Source organism: Hymenobacter sp. B81, assembly GCF_044628455.1.
In the GTDB taxonomy this organism is placed as follows: Bacteria; Bacteroidota; Bacteroidia; order Cytophagales; family Hymenobacteraceae; genus Solirubrum.
Genome location: NZ_JBIYZW010000001.1, coordinates 107,559 through 120,223 on the forward strand (window position 1 = coordinate 107,559; position 12,665 = coordinate 120,223).

Annotated in this window: 11 protein-coding genes; 2 read left to right on the forward strand and 9 right to left on the reverse strand. The window is 62.7% G+C overall.

All coding sequences use genetic code 11. The annotated features are described in order from the left end of the window. Window positions 1-113: 113 nt before the first annotated feature. The 9 genes from ACE191_RS00425 to ACE191_RS00465 form a co-directional block, all read right to left on the reverse strand. Window positions 114-641, reverse strand: coding sequence for a hypothetical protein (locus ACE191_RS00425; protein ID WP_400190200.1), 528 nt, complete (start codon window positions 639-641; stop codon window positions 114-116). A gap of 907 nt (window positions 642-1,548) precedes the next feature. Next, a complete protein-coding gene (locus tag ACE191_RS00430; RefSeq protein WP_400190201.1) occupies window positions 1,549-2,751 on the reverse strand; it encodes a hypothetical protein in 1,203 nt (400 codons plus the stop codon). A 149-nt stretch (window positions 2,752-2,900) separates the two neighbouring features. Then, complete coding sequence (locus tag ACE191_RS00435) at window positions 2,901-3,266, reverse strand: DUF6370 family protein (protein ID WP_400190202.1); 366 nt, start codon at window positions 3,264-3,266, stop codon at window positions 2,901-2,903. A gap of 223 nt (window positions 3,267-3,489) precedes the next feature. Continuing rightward, window positions 3,490-3,852 carry a DUF4180 domain-containing protein gene (locus ACE191_RS00440; protein WP_400190203.1) on the reverse strand — a complete coding sequence of 121 codons (363 nt, stop codon included), beginning with the start codon at window positions 3,850-3,852 and terminating at the stop codon, window positions 3,490-3,492. 305 nt (window positions 3,853-4,157) lie between these two features. Further along, window positions 4,158-6,401, reverse strand: a complete 2,244-nt coding sequence (locus tag ACE191_RS00445) for an N-acetylmuramoyl-L-alanine amidase (protein WP_400190204.1) — start codon at window positions 6,399-6,401, stop codon at window positions 4,158-4,160. Between the two features lie 219 nt (window positions 6,402-6,620). Further along, window positions 6,621-7,445 carry a 1,4-dihydroxy-2-naphthoyl-CoA synthase gene (gene menB, locus ACE191_RS00450; protein WP_400190205.1) on the reverse strand — a complete coding sequence of 275 codons (825 nt, stop codon included), beginning with the start codon at window positions 7,443-7,445 and terminating at the stop codon, window positions 6,621-6,623. Window positions 7,446-7,567: 122 nt separating this feature from the next. Next, window positions 7,568-9,397, reverse strand: coding sequence for a 2-succinyl-5-enolpyruvyl-6-hydroxy-3-cyclohexene-1-carboxylic-acid synthase (menD, locus tag ACE191_RS00455; RefSeq protein ID WP_400190206.1), 1,830 nt, complete (start codon window positions 9,395-9,397; stop codon window positions 7,568-7,570). A 344-nt stretch (window positions 9,398-9,741) separates the two neighbouring features. Next, window positions 9,742-10,941, reverse strand: coding sequence for a chorismate-binding protein (locus tag ACE191_RS00460; protein ID WP_400190207.1), 1,200 nt, complete (start codon window positions 10,939-10,941; stop codon window positions 9,742-9,744). Then, window positions 10,938-11,387: a hotdog fold thioesterase gene (locus ACE191_RS00465; RefSeq protein ID WP_400190208.1), complete on the reverse strand. Its 450-nt coding sequence runs from the start codon at window positions 11,385-11,387 to the stop codon at window positions 10,938-10,940. Before ACE191_RS00465 ends, ACE191_RS00460 begins: the two co-directional genes overlap by 4 nt. 82 nt (window positions 11,388-11,469) lie before the next feature. Here ACE191_RS00465 and ACE191_RS00470 point away from each other — a divergent pair, with 82 nt between their 5' ends. Continuing rightward, window positions 11,470-12,084, forward strand: coding sequence for a histidine phosphatase family protein (locus ACE191_RS00470; RefSeq protein WP_400190209.1), 615 nt, complete (start codon window positions 11,470-11,472; stop codon window positions 12,082-12,084). Between the two features lie 7 nt (window positions 12,085-12,091). Beyond that, window positions 12,092-12,610 (forward strand): hypothetical protein, encoded by a 519-nt coding sequence (locus ACE191_RS00475; RefSeq protein ID WP_400190210.1) that lies wholly within the window; start codon window positions 12,092-12,094, stop codon window positions 12,608-12,610. Window positions 12,611-12,665: the final 55 nt, after the last annotated feature.

Consider the following 12,665-nt stretch of genomic DNA (forward strand, 5'->3'; position numbering starts at 1 on the left):
AGGGCGGCAACTTACCATACTTCAGGATAGGCAGCTGCTAAGGTAAACGGCACCGGTGCCCCCAGCGGGAGGGCACCGGCGCCGTTGTAGCTCGGTCGCAGCGGACCGGGCGCCTACACCTTGGCTTCGGCCACTACGGGGCGGGGTCCGCCCGTCACAGGCACGGGGTCAATCACGTAGTCGCGGGCCCGGGCCGCATCAGTCAGCTTATATACCGACTCGCCCGCGGCGCAGAGCTGCACCAGCTGCCGGTAGAGCCCATTGGCAAACACAATGCGCGTCTGGGTAGCCACGCGCCGCGCATTCTCCGCTTCCTTGCGCTCGGCCAGGCCATCGACAAAGGCCGCGTTGCACGTTTCTACCGTTTGCAGCAAGTCTTCGGTGAGGCCCTCCGCGGCGTATTCGCTCAGGTACTTGCGGCCCTGCTTCACCAGCAAGGTAGCCGCCAGGTGCAGCTTCGATTCAGACAAGGCCGTGACGTTGGCCACGCCAAAGCGCTTGTAGCGCGACGTGCGAGCCGAATCTTTCACCGCAATAATGCCTAGCACCTGCTGAATAGCCGTTTCCAGGGCCAGCTGTTCGGCATCTTTCTCGTCGGTTACCACGGCTCCTTCCTGCACCAGCACCGTATCGGGTTCCATGTTCCCGAAAGTGGTGGTCGTCGTTTTGAAATCCGCGATGCGGGCCGCCGTTACGCCTCGCACCGTTAGTGCGGCAGCATCGCGTTCCAGCGAAGGTTGTAGCTCAAGGCAGCGTTGCCACAGCTGGGCTTGGCTAAAGGGATACTCGGCAAAGGGAGGTTGGGCATTCATAACACAAACTGCGTAAAGGGTAGAGATGAAAAAAATAGGTTGGCCCGCTGACAACCAGCTGCTTCCAACCTAAACGTTTACCTCAACAGTGTCAAGTGAATTCCATAAAAAATTTTACTGTATCCGGAAATAGCCCAACCCCGAGCTGCTTGCTTGGTTTAGCGCAACCAAAGCCCCGAAATCAGTAACCAAAGCGTCATCTATAGCAACCAAAGAGGCATCTATAGGACCCCAAGAGCCATTTCTATAAACCAAAGCGTCGTCTATAGAACCCGAAGAGGCATCGATAACAACCAAAGCGCCATCGATAGTAACCGAAGAGCCATCTATAGGAACCTAAGCTTCATCTATAGGATTTTTCTATTCTTCGGTCGGTATAGATGCCTCTTTGGTTACTAGCGGCGGAGCTTCGGGCAGTAGAGGCAGAACCTGGGGCACAGTGACCGGCGCATAGGTTGGATAAGATCAGGCTTCGGGTACAGCCGCTGCCGATTAGGCCAGGGTAGCCGGTTCGTGCGGAACAGTTGCGGCAGGATACGAGGCGGCAACTTCTCCGGCGTTTACGGACGAAGCGGTGCGGCGCCCCGAAGCCGCAGCTGCCAGCAGCTACCAGGGCGCGTGGGCCGCAATGCCAAAACCCACCCGTGCCAAAGCCGGGGCTAGGGCAGTAAAAAAGGGCGGTGCCTAATGGCGCCGCCCCTCTTTTAGGGCTCAACCCGACCTCCCGAAAGACGGGTTAGTAGTGCGTGTAGTGGTAGCGGATGATTTCTTCCAGCTTGCCGTTGCGGGTAGCGCGTTCCTGGCTCAACAGGCCGTTGCGGTTGTAGAAATAGTAGGTAATACGATGATGCGTAGAATTGGAAATACATTTCTCTTTGATTAACTCGCTATTGATGTATGCAAATACGTATTCATTGCAGTAGTCAGTGCCATTGAAGGAATGGTGCTTTTTAACAAGCTTTCCATCTGTGTTAAAGTATGAGGTTTCTGTAGATTCTGGGTCTGCAGATCCGTTTGCTTTATATTGGACTTCTGTCATGATTTTGCCTTGATTGGTATATTGATATGTGATAATGGATTTAAGGTAGAGTCTTGAAGTGGAAGAATACCAGCTAGTGGAATCGGTTTCTCTTACCAGTCTTTCTTGTGAGTCATAGAAATAATGCTGTTTGGAATAGGGTTGTTGATTTTGTGTGAACATGATGTAGCTAAGTAATTTATGGTCTTTACTATAATATTTGGTGCTGCTTAAATAGTTTGGGTGGCAATGGTCACAAGTAGTTTTTGTGTTTTGAATAAGTGGGTTGCTTGTGCTTCTAGTATCCTCTATCGTGCTATCCCGACTAATGAAGTGTTGCTCTAGCTGACTGTCGGCACTATAAATATACTCGTGAGTCTGGTGATTGTTTGTGCGGCGTACATATACTGTGTCGACAGGAAAAGAAGATGATTTGTAGTGCTCATAAAAATTGTAGCTGCTCTCTTTGACTAATCTATTTGAGTGGTCGTATGTAAATCTTGCTATACGTCCTCTGATGTGATTTTTATCAACAATTTGAGTGTATTTGATATTATCACTGTAGTGGTAATGGTTGTGACTGGTTAATCTGTTATTGAAATCGTAAATACTCTCCTCTTGCTGCCATGTAATAACAGGTAAGTTATGCGTAACGTTATATGTTTTGCTATTTATACCAAAAATTTTATGTTGTTGAACATTAAAATGCTTTTGGTATAACATTACACTATCCTTTTTTGGCTTGCCTTTCTTGTTAAGCATCTGAGAATACGCCGTTACACTACTGATACGATGCTCAAGAAAGTCATTAGCCGTCCAGCCCTGGAAGCCGGTAGTGCCGGGGATATGAACGGGTTTGCTTTTTTGCCCATACCCGAAGCACGGGACGGTAAGCAGCAAAACGAGGAACAAAAATTTCATTCAGACAGCTGCCGCAGGGCGGAATAGGCCCGGGCCGGCGGTGCGGCCCGGGGAAAGATGTATGCAACGGGCTAGGAGCCAACTCCGCCCGGCAAAGCCAACCGCCCCGCGTAACAGGCGCGGCGCTGCTAGGCCAGGGGCGCCCGGCCTCAGGGCTTGGCCGGGGCGGCCGGGGACTCGGGCAGCAGGCGGAAATAGGTGGCCTGGAAGCGGTTGTTGACCACCGTACCTTGTACCTCGGCCTGCCGAATGGCATTGCAGAACCCATCCTGGGCGTGGGCGTCGCCGTGCTCGTCGATGGTGGTGCCGTCCACGAAATAGGCTTGCCCGTTGAGGCGCACGGCCAGGTCGCAGTTTTTGCCGGGCAGGCCCAGCTTGCATTGGCCACAGGCCGCCTCGGCTTGCAGCAGGGGGCGGGCCGCATCGGGGGCGGTAGCCGGGGCCGGCCGGGCCGACGATTGGGCCAGGGCCGGGGCCGTTGCGGCCAGCAGCAGCGAAAACAGCAGATATTTCATGGGAAAGCAGGCGTAGAAAGCAACCAACAAGCCAGCCGGCGCGGCGGCCCGGTCCCCCACCTATACCCGGGCTGCCAACAGCAGAACCGCGCGCATCGTTAGGGCCGGGCAAGATACGGCAACGAGGAATGCCACGGTTTGGACCAGGCAAATGGAGCCGCCGGGGCCGCTGCCCAGAGCTTTCAGCGGGACGGCGGCGGCGGGCCCAAGCCGCGGGAGTGGGTTACTGGCGGGCCAGGCGTTGCAGGGCCTCCTCGCGGGTACTCACGAAGCTCACCTGCCGGCCCTGGTTGCTTTCGGCCATGAAGTCGCGCAGGCTTTGGCTGGTGTAGTAGCTGAAGTCGCCCACAATGGCGAGGCGCACGCGGTAGTTGCTGAACTTCTGCAGGATTTCGCCGGCCACGCCCGTGCGCAGCGCAAAGAAGTCGGGCGTGAGCTGGTGCTGGTGCAGCAGCAGGCCATCGAAGCCCTGGTAATACACGTTGCCGAGCAGGTCGAGGCCGTCGGCGGCGGTTTGAATGACGACCTCATCGGAAACAACCTCGGCAATTTTCAGGTCGTTGATTTCGTGCGCGCTGATTTCCATTTCCGGTATCGGGTTCGGTTTTGTCGCCAGGGAGCAGGCTGGTTGCCGAATGGGGCATAGCAGGCTGTGGGGCGGCGTTCGGGCGCAGCGTAACTCCGGGCCGGTGCAAGTTGCGGGGATTCGGCCAACTGAGAAAGTCCAACCAGCAATCAGCCCTGAGCGGAGGGCGCCTGACCGGCTGCTGGCGGGCAGCAAGTAAACAGTAGAAAACCAAAAGGCGGCCTGACTCGAACCGATGATCAACCAAACGGCCCGGCCCGCAGGGTGCGGGCCGGGCCGTTTCCGGATTCAGCAGCTACGGGCGCTTAGCGCACCAGCAGCTTCAGGTTCTGCACGTGGTTGCGCAGCTGTACCGTTACGATGTACATGCCGGGGCGCAGGTTGGCCGGCAGCGTGTAGCCCAGGGGCTGATTGGCTTTCAGCTCGGCCTGGGTTTGGGTGCCGATGGGCTGGCCCTGGGTGTCGCGCAGCCACAGCTGGGCCGCGCCCTCGTAGTTGGCGGCCGTGAGCCACACCTGTCCGCCCGCCTCGGCCGGGTTGGTGATTTTCAGCTGGGGCCGCTCGATTTCCTGCCCCGCGGCCGTCATCACCGAAGTACCCGCCTCGCGCCAGGCCACCGACTGCGTGGCAACGCGCAGGGTGTAGGCCGAGCTGCTGGTGGCGCCGTTGTAGCCATACACCCGCACGTAGTAGGTAGCGGCCGGGGCGCCGTTGTAGGTGATGGTTTCGGCGGTGGTGCTGGGGTTGGTGGAATTGTAGAGCAGCGTGCCGGCAGCATTGTAGAGCTCCAGCTCGTAGTCGGCGGGCAGCGTGGTGAGCGTGATGCGCAGGTTGTTGTTGGTGCTGCTGCTGGTAAAGCGGTACCAGTCCGAGTCGCCGGCCGGGCACACGTAGGCCGTGTTGTTCACGTTCACGCCAATGGCCGGGGCCGCAGCCAGGGTGTTGTTGGCCTCGTAGCCGTCGGTAGGGCAGGAAGTCGAGCCGCCGCCGTTCGACGTGTAGTTGGCCGCGAAACCCGGGCGCGTGGTGGCGCAGTCGCTGCGGAACTCCAGGAACATCTTGCCCGAGGAGGCCGTGAGCGTGGCCGGTAGCGCGGTGCCCGAGAATTTGCCCAGCAGCGGCGCCTGGTTGTTGGAGCCGTTGAACACCAGCAGGTAGTCGTAATTGCTTTCGAGGTCGAAGCTGGTGAAGGAAAGCGTGACGCTGCTGGCGCCGGTGGGGGCAATCAGCTGGCTTTGGCGGGCGTCGTTGCCGTAGCTGCCGGCGCTGCCGCCCGGGTCAAACACGCTGCCCGAAGCGGCCGTGAAGGTGGTGACGCTGGGCGCGTTGTTGACCAGGGTGTAGAACCGTTCCCAGTTCCAGTTCACGCCCGGGTCGGTGTGGGTTTGGTTGGGGTAGTGCTGGTGGCCCTTGATTTTGACGCAGGCCCCGGTGCTGAGCACGCCCGTGGTGGCCGCGCCGTAGTAGGTGCGCAGCCCGCTGATGCCGTAGCCGCTGCCCACGATGTCGCGGGCCAGGGCCGCCGAGCTGTTGTACATGGCCGTGGTGTACCACGAGGCGTCGTTCACGTAGCCCTCGTGCTCGGTGCCAATGGTGTAGGGGTTTTCGGAGCCGACGTGCCAGGCCTTGTTGGCTTCCGCTACCATCTGCGTTACCTGCCCGTCGCTCGAACGAATGACGTAGTGCGCCGACGCCTGGGCCGAGCAGTTCTTAAACCAGGAGATGCAGCCCGCATACGTGCCCTGCACGGTATGCACCGCGTAGTGGGTAATAGCCGTGCCGCTGCGCGAGCTGTAGTTGCAGGTCGTCAGGTTCGTCAGGGCGGGGCCGTAGTCGGCGGAAGCGGCCACGGCGTAGGTCGAGCCGGCCGGGTTGTACACCTGTCCGTTGCCCCGTACCGCATCTGCCGACACCTCGGCCGTGGCGGCGCTCAGCACCTGGTAGTTGGCCCCGAAGATGCCCGGCAGATCGAGGCGGTAGCTGGGAAAGCCGTAGCGCTGCTGGTTGTCGGCCTTGTTCAGGAACGTCAATACGCTGTAGAGGTGCGAGTCGAGGGCAAAGTTGTTGACCGCGTCTTTTTCCAGCGGCAGCTCGCTGAGGGCCAGCAGCACCGGCAGGTGCTGAGGCAGGTCGGCTCCGGTCAGGTCGCGCTCCTTGGCCAGCCTGGCATAGGCTGCCGCGTAAGCCATGATGTTGGCTGCAGGGTCGAGCTTGATGCGCTCTTCGCTCATGCCCGAAAGCGAGGCCACCAGCCGCAGGTTTTCGCGGAAGTAGTTGCGGCCGTCGGCAAACAAGCCCATCACGCCCGAGGGCAGCGGCATGCCCGTGCAGCTCAGCTGCTCGTCGGCCCCGATGTGGCGCATATGAGTCTGGGTGTAGGCCACGGCTTCGAGCACGCCCCGCGGCACCTCGGGGTGCTGGCGGTAGGCGGCGGCAAACTCGGCCGCGTAGGGCGTCTCGGCGCCGACGGTGTGGGCGGGCGCCGTTTGCGCCTGCAGGGTGGGGGACAGGCCGAGCAGGCCTACCCAGAGGAGTAGGGTTTTGGTCATGCACAGAACGGTGGTTAGGTGTTTGGTTTTGGTGGAGGTAAAGTACTGATTAGGCGGAATAATCCAAGTTTTGCGAAGGGTTTTTTGTAGGCGGCTTCGGCTGGTTTTTTCCAGCATACCACGCCGCGGCCGGGCCGCCGGCCGTTCAGGGCCGCGGGCAAACAAAAAGCCCGCACAGCGGGGGCTGCGCGGGCTTCAATGAGCGAAGAGCCAAGTCGGTTAGGGGAACTTGGGGTACTTCGAGAAGTCGGGCTGACGCTTTTCCATAAAGGCGTTCTTGCCTTCCTTGGCTTCCTCCGAGAGGTAGTACAGCAAGGTGGCGTTGCCGGCCAGCTCCTGAATACCGGCCTGCCCGTCGAGCTCGGCGTTGAACGAGGACTTGAGCATGCGCAGCGCCAGCGGGCTTTTCTGCAGGATTTTGCGGCACCAGGCCAGGGTGGTTTCCTCCAGCTTTTCCAGGGGCACCACTTTGTTTACCAGGCCCATGTCGAGGGCTTCCTGGGCGTCGTACTGGTCGCAGAGGTACCAGATTTCGCGGGCCTTTTTCTGGCCCACCACCCGCGCCAGGTACGAGGCGCCGAAGCCGCCGTCGAACGAGCCCACGTTGGGGCCCGTCTGGCCGAAGCGGGCATTGTCGGCCGCAATGCTCAAGTCGCACACCACGTGCAGCACGTGCCCCCCGCCGATGGCCCAGCCGGCCACCATGGCAATGACGGGCTTGGGAATGGAGCGAATCTGCTTTTGCAGGTCAAGCACATTCAGGCGCGGAATGGTGTCCTGGCCCACGTAGCCGCCGTGGCCGCGCACGCTCTGGTCGCCGCCCGAGCAGAAGGCCTTGCCGCCCTCGCCGGTGAGGATGATGACGCCGATGTCGGTGCGGTTGCGGCAGATGTCCATGGCCTCAATCATTTCCTGCACCGTGAGCGGGGTGAAGGCATTGTGGACCTGCGGGCGGTTGATGGAGATTTTGGCAATGCCCTCGTGCTCGGAAAACAGGATTTCCTTGAATTCCTTGATGGGCGTCCAGGTTACTTGCTGGGACATAAAAGGGTCGTTGAGCTCAGCGCCTTCAGCGTTTTCCTCGGCGGCCTCTGCGGGCTAAGTCGTTGTTACGGATGTAGCCCGCAGAGGCCGCAGAGGTTAAGCGCAGAGGACGCCAAGGCAGTTCAAGAGGAAAAAGACGTGCGCACGGCGGCGCGGTACTGCTCGAAGAAGGCGGCGTTGGTAACCGAGTCGGTGGTAATTTCCAACAGGGTGGCGTTGCCCTTCTTCGCGGGTGCAAAGAAAGCGGGCAGCGCCTTATCCAGCTCGGCAAAGCTTTGCACGCGCTGGTAGCGTAACCCAAAGTCGCGGGCGGTGTTTTCGGCCGTCAGCGTCTGGCGGGTTTCGAAGAACTCTTCCAGCTCGGGTTGCTGCCGGGGCCCGTCGATGAGGCGGAAGATGCCCCCGGCGTGGTTGTTTACCAGAATCACCCGCAGGTTGGGCGTGGGATAGTTGTGCCAGAAGGCGTTGCGGTCGTAGAAGAACGCCACGTCGCCGGTGAGCAGCACCACCAGCCGCTCGGGTCGGGCCAGCGCCGCGCCCACCGCCGTGGAGTTGCAGCCGTCGATGCCGCTGGTGCCGCGGTTGGCAAACACCTCGATGGCGCGGCCGGCGGGCAAGCCCAGGATGTTGGCGTAGCGCACGGCCATGCTGTTGGCCAGGTGCAGGGCGGCGCGGTCGGGCACCCGCTGCAGGGCGCGGTAAATGGCCGTGAACTCGTTGAATGGCTGCCCGGGCTCCTGCATGAACCCGGCAAGGAAGTCGGTGGCCCAGCCGTTGGCCCGCTGCCAGGGCGTGGCAAAGGCGTCGCGGGGGGCGGCCGCCTGGTCGCGCGCTGCGCCGGGCCCCTGCCAGGTCAGGCGCAATTGCCTGTTTTGCGGCTTTTCGTTATTCGTTGCTGCCTTTTCTTCGCTCAGCAGAGCCTGAAAAAACGCCGCCGGCTCCATGCGTATCACGCGGGTGAGCGACTTAAACGTGTCGGCCACCGGCCCGGCGGGCTGCACGTGCCAGTGCTGCCGGGGGGCGTACTCGCGCAGGTAGTTTTTCAGGGCCTTCGAGATGAGTGACTGGCCGAAGGTGATGAGCAGCTCGGGCCGCAGCGCCTCCTTTAGCCCGACTTCGGGCACGGCCATAAACACGTCCTGGCGGCCCAGCGGCGCGGTGCGAATGTCGTAGTCGGGCCCGGCGGGTAGGTGCACGTTGGCAATCAGGTCGCCCACCACCGGAATCTGGTAGGCCGAGGCCAGCTGCCGCAAGGCCAGCAGCAGCGGCTCGTCGGCCGGGTGCTGCCCGGCCACCACCAGGGCCCGGGGCGTCTGGCGCAGCTCCTGCCGCAACGCGCTCAGCTCGGCGGCCGGCAGCTGCGGACTCAGGCTGGTGTGCTGCTGAATGCGGACTTGCTCGTAGCGGATTTCCTCGCCGGCGGCCGGGTAAAACGGTTCGCGCAGGGGCACGTTCACCTGCACCGGCCCGGCCGGAAACTCCTGGGCCAGGTTGATGGCCTCCGACACCATGCGCGTGGCGTGCCAGCGGGCGTCGGGGTGAGTCAGGTCGGCCGGAAACGCAAACGCGCCCTTGGCGTGCCCGCCGTAGAGGTCGGCCTGGCGGATGGTCTGCCCGTCGAGCTGGTCAATCCACTCGGGCGGGCGGTCGGCCGTGAAGAGCACCAGCGGCACGTGCTGAAAGTAGGCCTCGGCCACGGCGGGGGCGTAGTTCAGGCCCGCCGTACCCGAGGTACACACCAGGGCCACCGCCCGTCGCTGCGTTTGGGCCAAACCCAGGGCCACGAAGGCCGCGGCGCGCTCATCGGGCACCACGCGGGTGCGCAGCCGGGGGTGACGGGCAAAGGCAATGGTGAGCGGCGCCGAGCGCGACCCGGGCGACAACACCACGTCGGTAATGCCGTGCCGGGCGCAGATTTCGGCGATGTTGTGAACGGACTGTAGCGGAGACAAAGGCAGGCGGAATGAGGGCGCGGCAAAGGTAACGAGCCCGTCGCCTTGTGGGTTTGGGTGCCTCAATGATGCAGACTACGGCAACGCTGCTCGGGCGTGTCGTACACGTCTGAAGCCTGTCATTGCGAGCGAAGCGAAGCAATCTTTCCTCTAGTAGCAGAAACCGAACGAGCCTGACGAGCCGAAAATGTGCTCCGGCTGGTCAGGCTCTTGTGGTCGTGCCGCGAGAGGAAAGATTGCTTCGTCGTGCCTCCTCGCAATGACAGCAGGTTTTCGGTTCGTCAAGCACCTCCGGCTTCAGCCTGCGAAAAGAACCGATTGTTTCGCTCGCCATGACCGGCTCGTTAGTCCAGTACCGAGCCCACGGTGCGCAGCTTCAGCTCGGTTTCTTCCCACTCGCGGGCCGGGTCCGAGTCGGCGGTGAGACCGGTGCCGGCGTAGAGGATGGCTTCGGTGGGGCGCAGCTGCAGGCAGCGCAGGTTTACAAACAAACGCGAGGTGCCGGGCGCGGGCAGATTCACCGGGCCCATGAAGCCGCTGTAGTAGGTGCGGTCGTAGCCCTCGTGGCGCAGCAGAAAGTCCAGCGCCGCCTGCCGGGGCATGCCGCCCACGGCCGAGGTGGGGTGCAGCAGCCGCAGCATGTCGGTGCCGAAGGTGGGCGAGGCCACGCGCCGCAGGTCGATGCGGAAGTCGGTGCGCAGGTGCAGCAGGTTGCCGGCGGCCACGGTGCGCGGCCCGGTTTCCTCATAGTCGCGCAGGCGGAAATGCTTGAAGCAGCCCACGATGTAGCGGGCCACCAGGGCCTGCTCCTCAATGTCTTTCTGCCGCCAGATGGCCGTGTGCGCCGTCACGTCGTCGGTCAGCGGCTGGGTGCCGGCCAGGGCCATGGTGCGAAACTCGGTGCCGTCTACTTCCACCAGTACTTCGGGCGTGGCGCCCAGCCAGGTGCCGGCCTGCGGTGCGCTCAGCAGCGACACGAAGGCCCGGGGGTGCTGCTCGCACAGGGCCTGAAACGCCCCGAGCGCGTCGAAGCCGGCCGGCAAAGGCCGCCGCGCCGCCCGGCTCGACACCACCTTCTGCACCTGCCCGGCCCGGATGGCGGCCACGCCCGTGGCCACCAGCGCCTCGTAGGCGGCGCGGTCGGCGGTGGGGGGCAGGGGCTGCGGACTCACGTGCCAGCTCAGCTCGGTGGGCGCATCGGGTTCGGCCAGCACGCGCCGGGCGGCGGCGGCGGCTTCGGCCGGCAGGGCGGGGGAAAGCGTCAGCTGCCGGGCTTCGTCGAAGACCACGTCGGCGGGCAGCAGCATGGCCTCGGCGGTGTCGCCGTCCTGAAACGGGTAGAAGGCAAAGCCGGCCGGTGCGGCGGGCTCCAGGGCCGGCGGCAGCCCCGAGAGTAGCAGGGGCTGCAGGCTCAGCAGCAGCACCGGCGCCTCGGCGTGGGGCAGGCGCCACAACGCCACCGACCCGCCGTGGCGCAGCGCCAGGGCAATGAGGCGGCGCAGTGCCCCGAAGCCGTCAGCCGTCAGTTCCCCGGCGTGGCTCATGCCTGGGCGGGTTTGGCGGCGGGCAAATCAATTACGGCCATGGTGATGCGGCTCACGCATACCAGCGCGTCGGTTTGCTCGTCGCGAATCTTGATTTCCCACACCTGGGTGCTGCGGCCGATGTGCAGGGCTTCGGCGCGGCCCACCACGAACCCCGAACGCACGCCCTTCAGGTGGTTGGCGTTGATTTCGAGGCCCACGCAGGCCTGCTTGCGGCGGTCGACCTGCAGCGTGGCCGCGATACTGCCCAGGGTTTCGGCCAAAGCCACCGAGGCGCCGCCGTGCAGCAACCCCATGGGCTGGTGGGTGCGCCGGTCGACGGGCATGCGGCCCACCAGAAACCGCTCGCCCACTTCCAGGATTTCCATGCCCAGGTGCTCGCCCATGGTGTTACGAAACCAGGCGTTGAGGTCGGCGACGGAGGGCAGGGAGGCGGGCAGGGACATGGGACGGGCGGGAACAGGGAGCGGAATCGGCCCGTAAAGGCTACTTTCGGGCTTGAAGCGGCAAAACTACGCCGGAATTTGCGTGGTCAAGAAAATCTACCTCATACGCCACGGCCAGACGTACTTCAACGTGCGCGGCATCGTGCAGGGCAGCGGCGTCGACGCGCCCCTCAACGACGCGGGCCGTCAACAGGCGGCGCAGTTTCACGCGGCCTACCAGCACCTGCCCTTCGCGCGGGTCTACACCTCCACGCTCATGCGCACCCACCAGTCGGTGCAGCCGTTTCTGGCGGCCGGCCTGCCGCAGGAGCAGCACCGGGCGCTCGACGAAATCAGCTGGGGCCGGCGCGAGGGCACGCGCATCACGCCCGAGGAAGACATCGAGTACCACGGCCTGCTGCGGGCCTGGCAGCGCGGCGAAACCCACCTGGGCCTGGCCGGCGGCGAAAGTCCCGAGCAGGTGGCCGCCCGGCAGCGCCCCTTCATCGACGAGGTGCTGCGCGGGCGCCCCGACGAGGAAACCATTCTGGTGTGCATGCACGGCCGGGCCATGCGGGTGCTGCTCTGCCAGCTGCTCAACTACCCGCTCAGCGCCATGGACCACTTCGAGCACCGCAACCTGTGTTTGTACCGCGTGCACTACACCGGCTCGATGTTCAGCGTGCAGAGCTACATGGATACGAGCCACCTAATGTAGCCTGGGTATGAACCGCCGGGCCGTGCTGCTGCTTCTGACCCTTGGTCCCCTGTTCGGCAGCAGTTGCGATAGGGTGAGGACGGCGTCAAATCAGGACGTGCCACCAGAGCCGCGAAACCAGGTCGAACCGGTGGAGGAAGTCGATTCGGCCGCCGCAACAATCATCGACTATTCCCCGCCTCACTGCTGGTCGATAAGCCCGCTGCATTCTTTGGCGCAACGTCCGGCTTTGGAGTTCAATCAACCTTACGGCGGGAAGGTGTTCGTGACCCTGTACCCCGACTCCGCCCGGCAACGGGTGGCAAGATGGCATCTGAGGAGCACGCGGCTAAGCTACAAGCGCAGCGGCGAGGCCTTTTCGCACGCTCACTTTCCCGACGAGAAAAAACCGCTTCCCCGGGAATTACAGCCGCTGTTGCCCCAGCTCGATAAGTATTTGAAGCGTTTGCAACTGCGGGTAGTGCGGCATCAGCACGCCGATTGCTTGGACCCGGTTTCCTTTACCATTCCAATTCGCGTGAGGTAGTACCTTCGAAGAACTTGGCCCTGCGCCGGGGTTAAACAGCCGGGCCGCCGCACCG